This window comes from Methylosinus sp. shoA, assembly GCF_059718125.1.
Genome location: NZ_AP046091.1, coordinates 3,427,473 through 3,445,239, shown reverse-complemented (window position 1 = coordinate 3,445,239; position 17,767 = coordinate 3,427,473). Strand labels below are relative to the sequence as shown.

Genomic DNA, 17,767 nt, shown 5'->3' with positions numbered 1-17,767 from the left:
CGGCATGTCGCAGCGCAGGCGGATCCGGATTCTCGAGCGGGCGTCGCCTCTGGCGTGGCGTCGGGGAGAAGACGCAGGGCGCGATCTTGCCGCGGCTTCAATCTGGAGAGCAACCATATCGAGGGAATGATCGTCTCGATCGTGCTGGCCTCGAGCCTCGCGTCGTACCGGCGATCTCTACGGCATGGGGACGCCATGAAGAACAAGGCACCCGTCGAAAAAAGCGGCGTCGGCGCAACCCGAGAACATCGCATGCAGCCTGATCTCTCGATGCAAGCGTGGGCTCACGGCCGAGCGACGCGCTGCGGCCCGGAACCCGAGCGCACGAAATCGATCACAACGGTTTGGAGGGTGCATAAAACGGCAGTAAATTTTTTAGCTGAGTAGCTTTGATGAAAGTTCGAACCTCCTGTTCGAAACCCCGGCCGACTGGAACAACCAGCTGAGTATTCTAATATAGATTTCGCGCTGCTGGCGTGGTCACGAGTGGGGCTTCGCTTCGGCTGTTCCGCGCACGTCCGATCCTTCACGATTGCGTTTACATGCAAGCTCTACTTCTTAACTTGCGAGCGCCACTTTGCCCATCATGTACGCTCCCTCCAGTATGATCCATGCCTCCCAAAGAGGAGACAAGGGACATACAAAGGCGAACTTGGGTGATCTGAGAGAGGAGCGCCGTTGGCGCGCCGCAGACCCAATGACCAACGTCCAATAGTGGATATTCGGTGCTTTCGGCATTTGCGAAGTATACAAAAGCCGATTTTTTGAATGCCGATTCTAATATCGACGATGATTTAGACTTTTCCACACCAAAAATACCACCACCATGAGCGGCCCCCCGAAATATGACAAAAATATGTAACAATCGATATCCCCTACAAAAATATCATTATAAGCGGTAACAAGCAACATCAAAATAGATATAGACCAACCTGAAATCAATATATTTGGTATATGTGAAGCTGCATAAAATCCAGAAATATGATTAGCATCCACGCCACCGCCCGTAATCTGTGGTAACCAGAATACTCGTGACAACCGCACTCCGATTCCTGAAAACGTCTCCAATGATTGTTGAGATGAATCCTCTCCCATTTGGAGGGATATTTTACTGTTATTTCCTAGATTTCTTATAGCATTTGCGGCTGCGACAAGTGAAATTCTTGCAATAGCGCTGATACAAATTCCGATCAAGGCAATTGTCAGCATAAATATATCCACCTGGATTGCGGTGTAATTGAAAGAGTTTTGTTGAGATTCAATCACGCTTGCTTGAATTTTCGGCGCAGACGTGCTGGTTTGAATCGACCCATCCGCCTCTGCTATTTTATGGGCGATCTCAAATTTCTTCTGCAATGTAAAACCGTATGTTGCGTAAAGAAAACCATGTATTGTCAGCAGCCATGTCATTCTGTTATTCGTGAGATTGTCTTCATGGATGACATAATTTCGATATGTGTCGTAAATTTTAAATTTCACATCAAGCGCGTTCTTTTCTTCAGATTTCAGAGATTCCATCTTATCCATAGTCATGCCCAGCCCCTGAACCGCTGATCCGGATGAGCCGTAGCGGATAACCGCACCACACATCACGCCACGTCTTTGATTGTGCGAAGCGCTAAACGCCGCACTCTCTGGACGTCCCCAACCTTATCCAAATTATAGCTTGATCGTAACTGGCGACAAATGTCGCCGCTTCCAAGCGTCAAGGAAAACGCGCCATCACTGACTGCCGAGGCAAGGGTTTCATGTTTCCGTCCTATGCGGTTTTGGAAGCGCAAGGGCGATTGCCGACGAACCGAACCCGTGCAGAAAATCCACAGCCCACTGCACGTGGGCGGCGGTGGTGAAGATTGCCGCCTGTCGTTTTGCAGGACGTCAGCCGGCTTGCGATATAGGCGGCGTGGACCTGATGTCCCGGCTCCTCACTTTCTATCAAAAATGCCTGCTATACGTCAGTCATAGCTGAGGTGTTTCTGATCTGAAAAGCGAGGGAAATTCTACCAAAAACTGGCGCTTCGGCTGGCCTTTGCCGACCATTTGGCTCGGCGCCCGGAAACCGGCTTTCAGACCCCGAAAACCACGATGCCATTCGAGGTGTTAAGCGACATGCGCGACGGAAAAAACAAAATGGCGGAGACGGAGGGATTCGAACCCTCGATAGGGCTTTACAACCCTATAACGGTTTAGCAAACCGCCGCCTTCAGCCTCTCGGCCACGTCTCCGTTCTCCGACGGGGCAGCTGCGCCTGTCGAAGCCCATGACATATGCCAAACCGTCGAATCCTTGGCAAGAGGCCGCCGCTCGGCGCGGGCTCCCGAAGTCAAGAACCGGTCGGCTCCTTCAGGCTCAGCGGCAGGCCGGCGGCGATGAACACCACCCGATCGGCGGCCGCGGCGATCGCCTGATTGATCCGGCCGGCCTCGTCGCGGAACCGGCGCGCCAGAGCGTTATCAGGCACGATGCCGAGGCCGACCTCATTGGCGACGAGCAGCACCTCCTTTCCGCGCATCGCTTCGACGAGCCGCTCCGTCTCGCGGGCGATGTCGCGCTCGGCATGGATGAGATTGGAGACCCACAGCGTCAGGCAGTCGATCACGGCGGTTTCGTCCGCCCCGACCTGTGCGAGCGCGCCGAAGAGATCCAGCGGCGCCTCCAGCGTGCGCCAGCCGTCGCCGCGCTCGGCGCGGTGACGGGCGATGCGCTCCGCCATTTCCCCGTCGAACGCCTGCGCCGTCGCGATCATCACCCTCCGCCGCCCGCCGGCCTCGGCGAGGCGAAGCGCATGAGCGCTCTTGCCGGAGCGGGCGCCGCCGAGAACGAGGGTCGAGGTCAAAAGGCCAGGGGCTCCGCGTTGACGGTGCGACGGCCGCGGATAGATCGGCCAGCGCGACGGGATTCGAAAGGGAATTCGGGCAAGCGCCCCCGCGCCTCGGTAATAGGCCATCGGGCGGCGTTTCGAAAGCGCCTCGGGCGACGGATCGTCGCGACAATCCCGAGTCGGGAGACCGGCGCCCACGATGTCGGGGAAGGTCTCACCCGGTCCCCGAGACGCGCTCGATCAGCCAATAGGCGCCGAAGCAGGCGATGAGGCCGGAAACAACGCGCACGAGGCGCGGGCTGCGCAGGTCTTGCGTGAATAGTCGGTCGAACGTCAGCAGCAGAGGCAGAAAAACCAGCACCACGCCGATCTGCCCCGCCTCCACGCCGAGGTTGAAGCTCGCCAGCGCCGGAACGATAGCGCGCTGCGGGACGCCGAGCTCGATCAAGCCGCTCGCGAAACCGAAACCATGAATGAAGCCGAACACGAAAGTGTCGCGCCAGCGTCCGTCGACCTTGCAGGTGAAGAAATTCTCCATTGCCACATAGATGATCGACAGAGCGATCGCGACCTCCACCCAGCGGCTCGGCAGATCGACGAGCTGCAGCGCCGCGAGCGTGAGCGTCACCGAATGCGAGACGGTGAAGGCCGTCGCCAGCTTCACGACGGGCCACACACGCGTCGCCCACAGCATCACCGCGATGAGGAAGCACAGATGATCGTAGCCGGTCATGATGTGCTCGACGCCGGCTGCGAAAAATTTCGGCGCGAGCTCCCACGGGCTCGGCAAGGGCTTGGAGAGATCGATCGGGGCGTCGCCGGGGAAGATCATCACCTGACCCGGCGCCGCCTCGCGGCCCGCGCGCTGCGCCTCGGTCAGCGTCGACTCGTCGTCCTCCCCCATGCCGACGAGATGTTTGGCGCGCCGTCCCTGCGCCTCGAGCAGCCGGAACGGATCATAGAAAATCCGTCCGTCGACGGCGCTGCAATCCATGCGCAGCACGACCTTCGAGTCCGATGGATTATTCGGATCAACGCCGACCGAAACGACCTTGCCGGGGCAAGCAGCGCCCGCTTCGTTCCGCAGAACGACGCGGTTGCGGATGAATTCGCCGATCATCCGCTCGATCACGCCGGGCTCGGTGAGATCGACGTCGGACGTCGGCTCGTTCTCGGCGAACATTCGTTCGATGTCGGTTCCCAAAAATCCGACGTCGATGCGATAGACGCCGTTTCCCTCCGGGACGATGCGGCTGCTGGAAATATCCGCCGTATGCGCGCCCGCCGCCGTCGCGAGGCCGAAAACCGCCATCAGAATCACGAGAACATTCATGGCCCGCCGCGCCATTCCGCAGTCTCCCTTGACGCGGCGCGACCGCGCGGCGTATGCAAGAAATTCAAATACTGCATATCAAGTCTGGAAAGACAAGAAGCGGCGACCGACCAGCCTCGCGCGCAGGCGCGCGAGGCTGGTCGGAACTGGCTGCGCCGAATCTTGCCCGCGCCCCGGAGGCCGCATAGCATCGACGAGAGCAACCGACTTCGGCATCGAACGACGAGCAGGGCGTCCCCGAGTATGAAAAGGGTAGAGAAGCGGCGGGCTGCGCAGACTTCACTCGAACTCGAGATCATCCAGCAGCGGCGCATGGCCGCCGCAGAATTTTGCCGCGCCGCGCCCCGACGGGCGACAGGCGCCTCGCTGCTGGTCGCGGCCGTGCTGGAGCTCGCGGGGACGCGAGACGGCGCCTGCGCCTATGCGGATCGCTCCGACGCTGCGCCGCGGCGCGTGACCGCTTCGTCCTTCGGCCTTCCCGCCCCGCGGACAAAGACGCGCGACGCCGCCATATTGCTGGCGCATGCGATCGTCGTGCGCACGTCGCCCGCGCAGAACGGCGTCTCCGCCGGCAATATCGGAAAAGTGGAAGTGTGGTACGACGCCGGGATTCGCGACGCCTTCGCCGCCCTCGCGGTCATCGGCGCATCGGGCGAACGCGTCGACAAGCGCGACGCCGCGATCGACAAATCCGATCCGAGCCACGTCTCGGTGAGCGTCGATCCATTGGCCCCCGGCAAATATACCGCGCGTTATCGCGCGCTGTCGGCCGACGGCCATCTCGTCAGCGGCGCCTGGGAATTCGAGGTGCGTCCTTAGAGAGTCCGCGCCGCGAACGCAACGATGCTTCGCAAAAAAACAAGAAGCGAGAGCCGAAGGTTCTCAGCGGGGAAAGGAAGCGCCAGCGATGAACTCGAATCTGCGGATGAATGTGATGTTGCTCGTCGGCGTCGTCCTGCTCATCGGCGCCAATGCGACGGCGTTCTCCTACTCCTATTGGGGACCGTCCTTCAATCTGTTCTGGAGTGACTTCTTGAACGCGCATTTCTACCGGCCCGCCGTCAAGGCCGGCGACCGCACAATGGCCGACTGCCTCGAGGTGAGCGATTTCTATTCGGCGCGGCTGACCACCTATTTCCTCGCCGATTCCGCCGACAGCGCCGGCGGACCGATCGACGATCTCAGCAAATACGACGAATATTGCGATCGCGTTCCCGGAACGGGACGAGCGATCTTCTCCGTCACGCTGATGGAAGAGGATGTGAGAAGCCTTCCCGTCGGATTATCGTTCTACAAATTCGACCAGAAGGGCGCGCGTGAGATGGTCAATTCCGTGCCGGCCAAGCCGCATCCCGCCGGTTTCTTGACATTGGACGCGCCGATCCCGCACAGGGGCAGATATCTTCTCGAGCTCGCTTTCGGCGACGGCAAGAACGCGGAAGACAAGATCGAAATACCGATCTCGGTCGGGCAATGATCACGCCGCGGGGCGTTTGCGCGCCCTGCGCTTCTGCCGCCATCGCAGAAAGCCCGTCGCATAGAGGACGAGCGGCGTCGACCCGATCAGCAGCGCGAGCGGACGGCCGATATCGCCGAACGCTTCGCCGCTGTGCAGCGGGAACAGCCACTCCAAGACTCTCTCCCCCGCGCTGAAATCGGCGCGGTCCTGCACCTGCAGGACGCGGCCGCTGTATTGGTCGACGCCGACATTCCTGTATGTCTTCGTGCGATTGGGCTCGCGCTCCGATCGCTTGCCGACGACATAGACGCCCTCCGGCCCGCTCGGCAGCAAGATCCAATGGAGTCGTCCGTCGGGAAGCGCCTCGTCCGCCGCCGCGGCCGCCGCATCGAGACCGATCGGCGAAGGGGCGGCGACGAGAATCGAGCGGCCGAAATCCGGATCGGCGCGGACGGGCGAGACGAGGCTCATGGCCGCGCGCGTCGCCGGCTTGAAAATCATGGCGACGCCGGTGAGCAGCATCACCAATAGGACGGCCGCAAAATAGAGTCCGACGCTGCGATGCGCGTCATAGGCGATCCGTTCCGGGCTCGCGCCCCATTTGATCTTCAGTCCCAGCCGCCAATCGCCGTTGAGCGGCGCCCAGAGATAAAGGCCGACGAGAATGGAGACGAAGACGACGACGCCGAGGGCGCCGATCAGATAGGCGTTGGCGACGCCGAGCAGCAGCGTCCAATGGAAGGCCATGAGGATCGGCACGAGAGGCTGCGAGAGCTGATCCTCGCCATGCAGCAGCAGCCTCTGTCCGGTGACCTTCGCCGTATAGGGATCGACGAACATCTGATAGAAATAGGTGTCGAGATCATCGGTCTCGACCATGTAATTGATCGCCGCCGCCGCGCGCGGATGACGCGGCGCCGCGAGGCGCTCCGGCTTCGCGTCCGGCGGCATCGCCGCCATCGCCGCCGCGAAAATCTCGTCGAGCGGCCGCGTCGCCGCCCCGGCCGGCGGATCGACTCGCATCAGCGGAGCGTTCAGCCATTCATCGATATCCTCGCGAAAGGCGAGAAGGCCGCCGCTCAGTGCGATCACGACGAAGACCGCGCCGGCGAAGAGGCCGACCGTGCGATGGATCGACAGAAAGACTTTACGAACGACTTCGCGCCGACGCATCGGGACCAGCTCCGTCTCGGCAGTGCGGCGGGTGGAGCGCCGCCGATCGACGGGAACGATTTCTGCGCATGTTGTCAACTCGCGCGCGAACGAGCAGCCTATGCTGTGCGCACATGCGGACGTTTCGCAAGCCTGAACATGGTCCGAGCAGGCCAATCGGATGAAGGACCACAGTCCTCGCCCTCATCTGAGGAGCCCGCGCAGCGGGCGTCTCGAAGCACGAGGGCGAGCTCCATAAGATGGAATAAGGATCCCGCGTGCTTCGAGACGGCTCCTTCGGAGCCTCCTCAGCATGAGGGAGGCTTCACCCGATCGTCCTCTGGTCCAAGGTCGAGGCGTTCCGGAACCTCCTCGGCCCGCCGCGCGATCCATGTGTACGCCGCGCGAGACGACAGCCACGCTCGCGATCCTCGAAACCGACGCATTTTTCCCCTCTTGAATGCGATCAAGCCACATGCGCTCGGCGGCGGCGGTGAGAACCGAGCCGCGAAGCGCGAGCGGCGCGTGCGTCAGGGTAGAATCGATGGAAGGGATACGAAACCGTCTCCAGCATCTCGACATGCTGCGCGGCTTGTGCGCGCTCGGCGTGGTCGTCAGCCATGCGCGGTCGCTGCTGATCGTCCCCTTTGCCGACGCTCGGGAGCACGGGCTCGGCGAGTTGCTTCTCTTCACGATCGGCGGCCTCGGTCACGAATCCGTGATAATCTTTTTCGCCTTGAGCGGCTATTTCGTCGGCGGATCGGCTTTCGCCGCGATGCGCGACGGCCGCTTCTCGTGGGGCGCCTATGGCGCCGCGCGCCTGTCGCGATTATGGACCGTGCTCGTCCCGGCCCTGATCCTGACCGCGTTCCTCGATGCGGCGGGCGCCGCTCTCGGTCCGCCCGGCGCCTATGACGGCGCTCTCGCCGCGACGATTCCGAGTGGGCCGACTCCGGCCGAGCCGGCGAATCATTCTTTTCCGACATTCTTCGGCAATCTGCTCTTCCTGCAGACCGTGGCGACGCCGGTGTTCGGCTCGAACCGGCCGCTGTGGAGCCTCGCCAACGAAGCCTGCTATTACTTGGCGTTTCCGCTCGTCGCCTTCGGCCTTCTGCGCGGCGCCGGCCGGACGCGCTGGAGTTATGCGGCCGCGGGCCTCTTCGTGCTGGCCGCGGCGCCGATGGAAATGGCCCTGCTCGGCGTTCCCTGGATCGCGGGCGCCTTCGCCGCCGCCCATCCGGCGACTCGCGCGCCGATGCGAGCGCTTCTCGCCACGGCGGCGACGGTCGCGGCGATCGGTTTCGCCCATGCGTCGCGCACGCTCGCAAGCGACATCGTCCTCGGCTGCGTCGTCGCCGTCTGGCTGCGCGACCTCGCGACCTTCGCTCCGATCGGCGGCCTCTACGCCCGCGCGGCGACGGGACTGTCGAACATCTCCTACACGCTCTACGCCGTGCATTATCCGCTGATGCTGGCGCTGTGGTTCGCGCTGCTCGCGCCCGCGCAGAGCCAGCCGGGACCGGCGGCGCTCGCGCAAATGGCCGCATTCATCGCTGCAGCGCTCGTCTATGCGACCGCCGTGTGGTTCCTGTTCGAGCGCCGAACGGATAGGGTGCGGCGCGCCATGAAACGCCTTTTGTCGGCGCCGGCGCACGGCCGAATTGACGCGGATCACTCGTCGACCATGGTGAGCGGCGGGCAGACCTCCTCGAGCGACTTGCGCTCGGCGGCGACGCCCCAGCGCCATTCGACGAGCGCGGCGCCGATCATCAGAACCGCGCCCAAGGCATAGCCTTCGAAGACGTTCCAGCGCTGGCCGGTCACGATCAGCGTCGCGAACAGCCATGGGCTGACGACGCCGCCGAGAGCCGTGCCGACCGCATAGAAGACGGCGATGACCATCGCGCGGATCTCGAGAGGAAACGTCTCGCTCACGGTGAGATAGGCGGAGCTCGCGGCGGCCGATGCGAAGAAGAAGACGAGCATCCAGCCGATCGTCTGCCCCGCGACGGTGAGCAGCCCCTGCGCGAACAGATAGCCGACGACGAGCAGCGCTGCGCCGGAGACGGCGTAGGTCGCGCTGATCATCACCTTGCGTCCGAGGCTGTCGAAAAAATGCCCGAGCATGAGCGGACCGAGGAAATTGCCCGCGGCGAGCGGAAGCAGATAGAGGCCGACCGCTTCGGCGGGGACGCCGTAGAAATCGGAGAGAACCAGAGCGTAGGTGAAGAAGATGGCGTTGTAGAGGAAGGCCTGCGACGCCATCAGGCTCAGCGCGACCAGCGTGCGCTGCGGATAAAGCCGAAACAGGACGCGCGCGATTTCGCCGATCGGCGTATGGCCGCGCGCCCGAAGCTTCACGACGGGCCAGGTCGATTCGGCGCGGACGGCGCCGTCGCCCAGGGTTCGCCGCTCGATCGACGCGACGATCTTCTCGGCCTCCCGCTCGAAGCCGTGAAGCATGAGCCAGCGCGGACTTTCGGGGATCCATCGCCGCATGAGCAAGATCAGCGTTCCGAGCACGGCTCCGATCAGGAACGCCGACCGCCAGCCGAGGGCGGGATCCATCCATTGGAGAAGCACGACCGATCCCCCGGCGCCCGCCGCGGCGCCGATCCAGAAACTGCCATTGATCACGAGATCGGTCCAGCCGCGAACGCGGGCGGGAATGAGCTCCTGAATGGTCGAGCTGACGGCCGCATATTCGCCGCCGATGCCGCAGCCCACGAAGAAACGGAAAACGATAAAGCTCGTTGCGTCCCATGACGCCGCGGTCGCCGCCGTCGCGACGAGATAGATCGCCAGAGTGATGAAGAACAGCTTGCGGCGGCCGAGCCTGTCGGTCATCCATCCGAACAGCAGTGCGCCGAGCACGGCGCCGAGCAGATAGGCGCTGCTCGCGACGCCGACCTCGACGCTGGAGAGGCCGAGGGCGGCCGGCTCCCTCAACACGCCGGCGACCGCGCCCGCCAGCGTCACCTCGAGGCCATCGAGAATCCAGGTCACCCCGAGCGCGACGACGACGAGCGTGTGGAAGCGTCCCCACGGCAGCGCATCCAGCCGTGCGGGAACAGTCGATTCGATGACGACTCCTGCCGATTTGTCGCGCATGTCTCCCTCGCTCTCGATCCACGGCGCAGTCGAGGCGCTGCGCCGCAGGCAGGATAGAGAAACGATTGGCGCGCAAAAACGGCGAAGCGAGCGTTTTTTTCGCGGCGAAAGGGCGAGGTTGACCTTCGAGGGCGAGGTTGACTTGGCCGCGTCGTTCGGGCCATCCTGCCACGGTCACGTGGTTTTTTGAGCCGGCCGGCTTGCCGCCACGTAAAACAACGCGCTAAAAGGCCGGGTTTCCTCGCGAAATCCGCTTTTTTCGCCACGGCGCCCGCGCGCGCCGCACGGGGGACGACGATCCATGAGCAGAGAACGAAAACCATTGCGGCCCGCGACGCAGCTCGTTCACGGCGGCGGGATGAGATCGCAATTCGGCGAATTGTCCGAGTCTTTGTTCCTCACGCAGAGCTTCGCCTATCCGACCATGGAGGCCGCCGAGGCGCGTTTCAAGGGCGAGGACCCGGGCTTCATCTATTCGCGCTTCTCCAATCCGACCGTCGCCATGTTCGAGAAGCGCATGACGCTGCTCGAAGGCGCGGAAGCCGCGCGCGCCACGGCGAGCGGCATGGCCGCCGTCACCGCCGCTCTGCTCGCGCAATTGCGCGCCGGCGATCACATCGTGTCGGCGCGCGCATTGTTCGGCTCCTGTCTCTATGTGGTGGAGGATCTGCTGCCGCGTTTCGGCGTCGCCTCGACGCTCGTCGAAGGCGCCGATCTCGCTCAATGGAAGGCGGCCGTCCGCGAGGAGACGAAGCTCTTCTTCCTCGAAAGCCCGACCAATCCGGGCCTCGAGGTCTATGACATTCGCGCCATCGCCGAGATCGCGCATGAGGCGGGCGCACGGCTCGTCGTCGACAATGTGTTCGCCACGCCGCTCTTGCAGAAACCCTTCGAATTCGGCGCCGATGTCGTCGTCTATTCGGCGACCAAGCATATCGACGGACAGGGGCGGTGCCTCGGCGGGATCATTCTCGCCTCGCAGGCGCTGATCGAGGAGAACATCCACAATTTCCTGCGCCAGACCGGGCCGGCGCTGTCGCCCTTCAACGCCTGGACGATGCTGAAGAGCCTCGAGACGCTGCCGCTGCGCGTCGCGCAGCAGACGGCGAGCGCCGCCAGAATCGCGGACTTCCTCGCCGGACGGAAGGGAATTGCCCGCGTGCTCTATCCGTTTCGCGCCGACCATCCGCAGGCGGAACTGGCGCGCCGGCAGATGTCGGGCGGCGGCACTCTGGTCAGCTTCGATGTCGACGGCGGCAAGGAGGCCGCCTTCCGTTTCGCCAACGCGCTGGAGATCGTGAAAATCTCCAATAATCTCGGCGACGCCAAGAGCCTGATCACCCATCCCGCGACGACGACGCATCAGCGCCTGACGCCGGAGGCGCGGGCGCGGATCGGCGTCGGCGACGGAATGCTGCGCCTCTCGGTCGGCCTCGAGGACGTCGAGGATCTGATCACCGACCTCGAATACGGACTATACGCGGCGTCTCGACGCGATTGAGACAGTGCGGGGGCGGTCGCGCGCTCGCGTGTTCCCCTCTGCCGGGCGTATGGGACGCGTCTTCCAGCCGACGTCAGCGGGTCGCGTCGAAGCGAACGAATTTTGCCCGCCGCTCGAGATCGATCAGGCGCCCGCTGCGCCGCGGACGAAGAACGGGCGGCGGCTCCACGGCGGCCGGCGGCTCGGACGGCGCCGCGGCGGCCGATTCGCGCGGCTCCTGCAGGGCGACAGCGCGTTCGGCGCCCGCGCCGGCAAAGGACCGGACGAAGTCTCGAATGAAGGCGCCCAAACCGGCGCGATCGACGGCGTATAACAGAAACACGGCTTATCCTCCCCTGTCGCGGCGGCGCGCGATCGCCATTTGCGCCAGCCGCCGGCCGCAATACGACGTGTTGTCCAGCGAAGACGGATCAGGAGAAGGCGGGAGGCGCTCGCGCCCGAATGGCGTGATCGCGGCGCGAAGGGCTCGCCGAATCGTCGGCGACCGACCACGTCATGGCGGTCCCCGGAACCGCCGCGGCGCCGATGGCGCGCGAGGCGTCCCGGGGCGGCGACGCGCCGCCCGCGCTGCCGCACAGAACGCAGAGATCGCATATCTCGGGCGCCACATGCCGTCGGCCGGCGGGTTGCGCCTCGTCGGCCGACGCCGCCCCGGCGCGCGCCGTCGAGCACATGGACGACTGCTCGGCCGCGCCCATCGCCACGCGCGCCCACGCCGGCGTAACGGCCTGAACGGCCAGCGCCAGAAGGAACAAGAGAGCGCAGAGGAAGTCGCGACGCATTCCGTCCGTCTCGAACGAGCAGAGTGCGCCATGAGCGGCGCGGCGGGAACCCTGACGCAATCCGCACGCCGGAGCAAGCAATTAGACACAGTGCGGCGCAGTCGGATGTGATGCGGCGCAGCATGACGAGGTGTGAGCGCAGGCGCGCCTCATCGCGCGCGCCGTGGGACAATGTCACGGTTCTTGCTTCAGTCTTCGCGAAAGCCCCGCCGCCGCCCGCGCCCCTCGCGTGCGCCGTCTCGATTCCTCATTCCCCTCGGGCGCGGCGCGCTCTAGAGTAGGACCTATGTATATAGCCGTCACCCGCGACATTCAGGTCACCGCGCTGCCCGACTTTCTGCCGGAGCGCTCCGACCCCGCTCAGGACCGCTTCGTCTGGTCCTACACGATCGAGATCGCCAATCTCGGCAAAGAGAGAGTTCAGCTTCTGTCGCGACATTGGATCATCATCGACGCCTACGGCCGGCGCGAGGAGGTGAAAGGTCCAGGCGTCGTCGGCGAGCAGCCGATCCTCGAGCCCGGCGAGACCTTCCGCTACGCTTCGGGCTGTCCGCTGTCGACGCCGTCGGGGCTGATGCAGGGAACCTACACGATGATCACCGACGACGGAGAGACTTTCGACATCGAAGTGCCCGCCTTTTCGCTCGACAGCCCGCTTTCCAAGCCTACCCTCAACTGAGGGGCGCCGCATGTCGACGCTGGAGCGAGTGATCGAGCTGACCGGGCGGCTAGTCGCTTTCGACACCGAGAGCTCGAAGACCAATCTGCCGCTCATCGACTTCGTGGCCGCCTATCTGCGTGAACTGGGCGTTCCCTTCGTCGTCGCGCCCAATGCGGCCGGCGACAAGGCGGCGCTGTTCGCGACCATCGGCCCGAATGTCGACGGGGGCGTCGTCCTCTCGGGCCATACCGACGTCGTGCCGGTCGCGGGCCAGAGTTGGACCGGCGATCCCTTCGCGCTACGGCGCCAAAATGATCGCCTGATCGGCCGCGGCGCCGTCGATATGAAGGGTTTCGACGCCGTCTGCCTCGCCATGGTCCCCGAATTCAAAGCGACGGCGCTGAAACGGCCGATCCATATCTTCCTCAGCTATGACGAGGAAACGACCTGCCTCGGGCCGCTCGACCTCATCGCCCGCTTCGGCGGCGCGCTCCCGCGCCCCGGCGCGGCGGTGATCGGCGAGCCGACCTCGATGCGCGTCGCCGACGCACATAAGAGCGTCACCACCTATGTGACGAAAGTCGTCGGACACGAAATCCATTCGGCCAATCTGCACCGCGGCGCGAGCGCGGTGCATGCGGCCCTGCTCCTCGCCGGCGAACTGCTGCGTCTCGGCGAGGAGCTCGTCGCCAGGGGCGATCCGACCGGACGCTTCGACCCGCCCTATTCCACTCTGCATATCGGGGCCATCCGCGGCGGCACGGCGCGCAACATCGTCGCCAAGGACTGTTCCTTCCATTGGGAGCTGCGCGGCGTGCCGGGAACCAACGCGGCCGCTCTCGTCGAGGAAAGGCTCGCAGCCTCTACGCAGGAGCTGCAGGAGCGCTATTTCGCGGCTTTTCCGGGAACCGGGATCACGACCGAGATCGAAGTGGCCGTCCCGGGCCTCGCGCCGCAGCCGGGCTCGCCGGCGGAAACTCTGGCGCTGCGGCTCGCCCGCGCCAATCATACGATCGCCGTGCCCTACGCCTCCGAGGCCGGACAGTTCCAGCACGCGGGCGTCGCGAGCGTCGTCTGCGGGCCGGGGCGCATCGACGAGGCGCACCAGCCCGACGAATATATAGAAGTGTCGCAGCTCGCCGCTTGCGTGGAGTTCATGCGCGCTCTCGCGAGGGAGCTCGGCGCCTGACGCGCCGAGCCCTTTGCCGCGTCAATAGCAGGTCCAGGCCCAATAGCCGCCGATCCAGCGCCAGCACGGCCCGACGCCATAGCCCCACCAGCGCCCGCGCCAGAAGCGGCCGCGGCCGCCTCCGCCGCCGTGATGCCAACCGCCGTGACCGCCATGCCAGCCGCCACCGCCGCCATGCCAGCCGCCACCGCCGCCATGCCAGCCGCCACCGCCGTGATCTCCGCCGCCATGCCAACCGCCGCCATGGCCGCCGCCGTGTCCACCTCCGCCATGGCGCCCACCGCCATGCTGCGCGAGCGCCACAGACGGCGCCGCGAGCGCCGCGCCCAGGGCGACGGCCAAGAGAAACTTGTTCGACATCGTTGAAACCCTCCTTTTATGCGGCCGCGAAGCCGGCGAATATACGCTGCGTCGCCGCTTCGAGGGAGGACGCTACCTCGGACGCCGCCCGCGCCGAGTGCGTTGTCGCACAGATCGCGCTCGAATCCCACCGATCGCCGCGCGACGCATGAAGGCGGCGCCGCCATTGATTTCGGGAAGGGGGCGGCTATAGTCCGCGCCCGTTGGCCGGCCTTCGAGCCGGCGTCAGGCGCGTCCGCCGCTTCCTAGAGATCGAACATGAAATTGATCCAGACCGCACAAGCTGAGACCGATCCGGCGCCCGCCCCCGCCCCTCCGACCCCTCCCGCGCCTCCCGCTCCCGAGGCGCCCGCCCCGGTCGCCCCGCCGCCCGTTCCGCCGACCGCCTCGGTGCAGAGCGCGCCCGACGCCGGCGCGCCGCCCCCGCCCGCTCCCGACATGCTGACGCAGCTCGCGCCGCTGCTGTTCATCACGCTGATCGTCTATTTCATCGTGCTGCGGCCGCAGAACCGCCGCGCCAAGGAGCAGAAGGAGGCGCTGAAGAACGTGCGCCGCGGCGACACCATCGTCACCAGCGGCGGCCTCGTCGGCAAGGTGACCAAGACGATCGACGACGCGGAGGTCGAAGTCGAGATCGCGCAGAACGTGCGCGTGCGCATTCTCCGGCAGGCAATCTCCGATGTGCGCGCCAAGGGCGAGCCGGTAAAGGATCAGGCCGGCGCGCGCTGACGCCGCCGCCCGCAACGCTCGCCGCATCGCGCCGGATCGGCCGGCGCGGCTTTTTCATCGAACGGACGCTCGATGCTACGCTTCTCCAAATGGAAGATCATCGCCGTTCTGGCGCTGACCCTCTCCGCCATTCTCGTCATCGTTCCGAGCCTCGTCTCATCGGCGAGTCTGCAGGCGATCTCGAAGGCGCTGCCCGAATGGGCGCAGCCGCGCACCATCGTGCTCGGCCTCGATCTGCAGGGCGGCTCCTATGTGATGCTGGAGGTCGACAAGCCCTCCGTGTTGCACACGCAGGTGATGAATTTGCGCGACGACGTGCGCCGCATCCTGCGGGAGGAGAAGATCGCGATCACCGGCGGCATCGGCGCGCAGGCGCGCGGCGTGCAGCTGCGCGTCCCCGACGCGGCCGACCGCGCCAAGGCGCTGCCGAAGTTCCGGCAGCTGGCGCAAGGCTTCGGCGCGGCGCGGCTCGGCGGCGCGCCGCCGCTCGACGTGCGCGAGGGCGACGACGGCCTGATCCAGATCGTCGTCACCGAGACGGGCCTCACCGACAAGGTGCGCCGCGCGGTGGATCAGTCGATCGAGGTCATCCGCCGCCGCGTCGACGCGCTCGGCACGCGCGAACCGAGCATTCAGCGCCAGGGAGACGACCGCATCATCGTCCAGGTTCCGGGCCTGCAGGATCCCGAGCAGCTGAAGACGATTCTCGGCCAGACGGCCAAGCTCGAATTCCGCCTCGTCGCCGAGCCCGGCGCGAGCCCGTCGGAGGTCGAGGAGCTGGAGCAGACCGAGCAGCAGGGCAAGATCGGCATCGAACGCCAAGTCATGGTGCAGGGCGAGGATCTGACCGACGCCCAGCCCGGCTTCGACCAGCGCAGCGGCGAGCCGGTGGTCAACTTCCGCTTCAACATTCGCGGCGCGCAGAAATTCGGCGAGGTGACCTCGAAGAATGTCGGGCGCCTCTTCGCCATCGTGCTCGACAACAAGGTGATCTCGGCGCCGCGCATTCTGACCCCGATCACCGGCGGCTCGGGCCAGATCTCCGGCCATTTCACCGTCGAGCAGGCCAATAATCTATCGATCCTGCTGCGCGCGGGCGCCCTGCCCGCCAAGCTCGACATCGTCGAGGAGCGCACGGTCGGCCCCGGCCTCGGCCAGGACTCGATCGACGCGGGCAAGCGCGCGGCCTATGTCGGCGCCGGCCTCGTTGTCGTCTATATGCTCATCACTTACGGCGTGTTCGGCGTGTTCGCCAATCTGGCGCTGTTCGTCCACATCGCCTTCATCTTCGCCGGCCTGGTGCTGACCGGCTCGACGCTGACGCTGCCCGGCATCGCCGGCATCGTGCTGACCATCGGCATGGCGGTCGACTCCAATGTGCTGATCTATGAGCGCATCCGCGAGGAGCAGCATGGCGGGCGCTCGATCCTCGCCTCGCTCGACGCGGGCTTCAACCGCGCCTTCGCGACCATCGTCGACTCCAATGTCACCATGTTCGTGGCCGCGGCGATCCTCTACTTCCTCGGCTCCGGCCCGGTGCGCGGCTTCGCCGTGTCGCTCGCGCTCGGCATTCTGACGACCATCGTCACCGCGGTGACGATGACGCGCATGATGATCGCGGTCTGGTATCATTTCGCGCGTCCGACGCGCCTGCCGATCTGAGGGTGAAACCGATGAAGCTGCTGCGTCTCGCCCCGGAGAACACCCGATTCCCGTTCATGCGGTTCCGCCGCGTGAGCTATCCCTTCTCGGCGGTCCTCTCCATCGTCTCGGTGCTGCTGCTCATCCTGCACGGCATGAATTTCGGCATCGACTTCGCCGGCGGCACGGTGATCGAGGTGCGCGCCAGATCCGGCCACGCCGAGATGGCCACGCTGCGCAAGACCGTCGAGACGCTGGCGCTCGGCGACGTCGAGGTGCAGGCCTTCGGCAATGAGTCGGACGCGACCTTGCGCTTCGGCCTGCAGGACGGCGGCGACGCCGCGCAGCAGGCGGCGGTGGAGAAGGTGCGCGGCGCCGTCGGCGGCGACTATGAGCTGCGCCGCGTCGAGGTGGTCGGCCCGCGCGTCTCCGGCGAGCTGGTGCAGTCCGGAACGCTCGGCGTCGTGCTGTCGATCGTCGCCGTTCTCACCTATCTCTGGTTCCGCTTCGAATGGCAGTTCGCCATCGGCGCCGTCATCGCGACGATGCACGACCTGCTGCTCACGGTCGGCTTCTTCTCGCTCACCCAGCTCGAGTTCAACACCACCTCGATCGCGGCGATCCTCACCATCGTCGGCTATTCGCTGAACGAGACCGTCGTGGTGCTCGACCGCATCCGCGAGATGATGCGCAAATATAAGAAAATGGCGACGGATCAGATGATCGACCTGTCGATCAACGCCGTGCTGCCGCGCACCATCATGACCGCGACGACCGTGTTCCTCGCGCTGCTGTCGCTCGCGATCTTCGGCGGCCATGTGATCCGCTCCTTCTCGCTGGCGATGATCTGGGGCATTTTCGTCGCCACCTATTCCTCGGTGTTCATCTGCTCGCCGATGCTGATCTATCTCGGCCTGCGCAGCGAGGATCAGGACAAGGCGCCCGAGCCCGCATCGACCAAGTCCGACGCCAAGCCCGCCAAGACGAGCTCGCGCGCCAAGCCCAAGGCCGCTTGAGGCGCCGGCGCG

Annotated in this window: 16 protein-coding genes, 1 tRNA gene, 1 pseudogene and 1 riboswitch; of the genes and pseudogenes, 9 read left to right on the top strand and 9 right to left on the bottom strand. The window is 64.9% G+C overall.

Annotated elements, in window-relative coordinates:
- Nucleotides 1-777 precede the first annotated feature (777 nt).
- From AC6IW9_RS15945 to AC6IW9_RS15930, 4 genes are all read right to left on the bottom strand, one after another.
- On the bottom strand, nucleotides 778-1,593 hold the full coding sequence (locus AC6IW9_RS15945; RefSeq protein WP_497765030.1) for a hypothetical protein: 816 nt from the start codon (nucleotides 1,591-1,593) through the stop codon (nucleotides 778-780).
- 538 nt (nucleotides 1,594-2,131) lie between these two features.
- A tRNA-Ser gene (locus tag AC6IW9_RS15940) sits at nucleotides 2,132-2,225 on the bottom strand.
- A gap of 98 nt (nucleotides 2,226-2,323) precedes the next feature.
- Nucleotides 2,324-2,836, bottom strand: a complete 513-nt coding sequence (cobU, locus tag AC6IW9_RS15935; RefSeq protein WP_497765028.1) for a bifunctional adenosylcobinamide kinase/adenosylcobinamide-phosphate guanylyltransferase — start codon at nucleotides 2,834-2,836, stop codon at nucleotides 2,324-2,326.
- Nucleotides 2,837-3,035: 199 nt separating this feature from the next.
- Nucleotides 3,036-4,154 carry a HupE/UreJ family protein gene (locus AC6IW9_RS15930; RefSeq protein ID WP_497765027.1) on the bottom strand — a complete coding sequence of 373 codons (1,119 nt, stop codon included), beginning with the start codon at nucleotides 4,152-4,154 and terminating at the stop codon, nucleotides 3,036-3,038.
- A 243-nt stretch (nucleotides 4,155-4,397) separates the two neighbouring features.
- Here AC6IW9_RS15930 and AC6IW9_RS15925 point away from each other — a divergent pair, with 243 nt between their 5' ends.
- Both AC6IW9_RS15925 and AC6IW9_RS15920 read left to right on the top strand, forming a co-directional pair.
- Nucleotides 4,398-4,973, top strand: coding sequence for a copper resistance CopC family protein (locus AC6IW9_RS15925; protein ID WP_497765025.1), 576 nt, complete (start codon nucleotides 4,398-4,400; stop codon nucleotides 4,971-4,973).
- Between the two features lie 88 nt (nucleotides 4,974-5,061).
- Complete coding sequence (locus tag AC6IW9_RS15920; protein ID WP_497765023.1) at nucleotides 5,062-5,631, top strand: hypothetical protein; 570 nt, start codon at nucleotides 5,062-5,064, stop codon at nucleotides 5,629-5,631.
- Here the strand turns inward: AC6IW9_RS15920 and AC6IW9_RS15915 are convergent, their stop codons facing one another.
- Nucleotides 5,632-6,786, bottom strand: a complete 1,155-nt coding sequence (locus AC6IW9_RS15915; protein ID WP_497765021.1) for a PepSY-associated TM helix domain-containing protein — start codon at nucleotides 6,784-6,786, stop codon at nucleotides 5,632-5,634.
- Between the two features lie 439 nt (nucleotides 6,787-7,225).
- On the opposite strand from AC6IW9_RS15915, the pseudogene AC6IW9_RS15910 reads away from it, so the two are divergent.
- A pseudogene (locus tag AC6IW9_RS15910) lies at nucleotides 7,226-8,347 on the top strand (acyltransferase family protein); the annotation flags it as partial.
- Nucleotides 8,348-8,436: 89 nt separating this feature from the next.
- On the opposite strand, the gene AC6IW9_RS15905 reads toward AC6IW9_RS15910, so the two are convergent.
- Nucleotides 8,437-9,876, bottom strand: a complete 1,440-nt coding sequence (locus tag AC6IW9_RS15905) for an MFS transporter (protein WP_497765017.1) — start codon at nucleotides 9,874-9,876, stop codon at nucleotides 8,437-8,439.
- 168 nt (nucleotides 9,877-10,044) lie between these two features.
- Nucleotides 10,045-10,123: riboswitch (SAM riboswitch) on the top strand.
- Nucleotides 10,124-10,177: 54 nt separating this feature from the next.
- On the opposite strand from AC6IW9_RS15905, the gene AC6IW9_RS15900 reads away from it, so the two are divergent.
- A complete protein-coding gene (locus tag AC6IW9_RS15900) occupies nucleotides 10,178-11,377 on the top strand; it encodes an O-succinylhomoserine sulfhydrylase (protein ID WP_497765016.1) in 1,200 nt (399 codons plus the stop codon).
- A 73-nt stretch (nucleotides 11,378-11,450) separates the two neighbouring features.
- Here the strand turns inward: AC6IW9_RS15900 and AC6IW9_RS15895 are convergent, their stop codons facing one another.
- Nucleotides 11,451-11,699, bottom strand: coding sequence for a hypothetical protein (locus AC6IW9_RS15895; RefSeq protein ID WP_497765014.1), 249 nt, complete (start codon nucleotides 11,697-11,699; stop codon nucleotides 11,451-11,453).
- An 88-nt stretch (nucleotides 11,700-11,787) separates the two neighbouring features.
- Nucleotides 11,788-12,159 carry a DUF2946 family protein gene (locus AC6IW9_RS15890; RefSeq protein ID WP_497765013.1) on the bottom strand — a complete coding sequence of 124 codons (372 nt, stop codon included), beginning with the start codon at nucleotides 12,157-12,159 and terminating at the stop codon, nucleotides 11,788-11,790.
- A 286-nt stretch (nucleotides 12,160-12,445) separates the two neighbouring features.
- On the opposite strand from AC6IW9_RS15890, the gene apaG reads away from it, so the two are divergent.
- Complete coding sequence (apaG, locus tag AC6IW9_RS15885; RefSeq protein ID WP_497765010.1) at nucleotides 12,446-12,838, top strand: Co2+/Mg2+ efflux facilitator ApaG/CorD; 393 nt, start codon at nucleotides 12,446-12,448, stop codon at nucleotides 12,836-12,838.
- Nucleotides 12,839-12,848: 10 nt separating this feature from the next.
- On the top strand, nucleotides 12,849-14,009 hold the full coding sequence (gene argE / locus AC6IW9_RS15880) for an acetylornithine deacetylase (protein ID WP_497765008.1): 1,161 nt from the start codon (nucleotides 12,849-12,851) through the stop codon (nucleotides 14,007-14,009).
- A gap of 21 nt (nucleotides 14,010-14,030) precedes the next feature.
- On the opposite strand, the gene AC6IW9_RS15875 is transcribed toward argE, so the two are convergent.
- Nucleotides 14,031-14,369: a hypothetical protein gene (locus AC6IW9_RS15875; RefSeq protein ID WP_497765007.1), complete on the bottom strand. Its 339-nt coding sequence runs from the start codon at nucleotides 14,367-14,369 to the stop codon at nucleotides 14,031-14,033.
- A 258-nt stretch (nucleotides 14,370-14,627) separates the two neighbouring features.
- On the opposite strand from AC6IW9_RS15875, the gene yajC reads away from it, so the two are divergent.
- From yajC to secF, 3 genes are all read left to right on the top strand, one after another.
- Nucleotides 14,628-15,098, top strand: a complete 471-nt coding sequence (gene yajC / locus AC6IW9_RS15870; protein WP_497765004.1) for a preprotein translocase subunit YajC — start codon at nucleotides 14,628-14,630, stop codon at nucleotides 15,096-15,098.
- Nucleotides 15,099-15,170: 72 nt separating this feature from the next.
- Complete coding sequence (secD, locus tag AC6IW9_RS15865) at nucleotides 15,171-16,760, top strand: protein translocase subunit SecD (protein ID WP_497765003.1); 1,590 nt, start codon at nucleotides 15,171-15,173, stop codon at nucleotides 16,758-16,760.
- An 11-nt stretch (nucleotides 16,761-16,771) separates the two neighbouring features.
- Complete coding sequence (secF, locus tag AC6IW9_RS15860; protein ID WP_497772539.1) at nucleotides 16,772-17,755, top strand: protein translocase subunit SecF; 984 nt, start codon at nucleotides 16,772-16,774, stop codon at nucleotides 17,753-17,755.
- Nucleotides 17,756-17,767 lie beyond the last annotated feature (12 nt).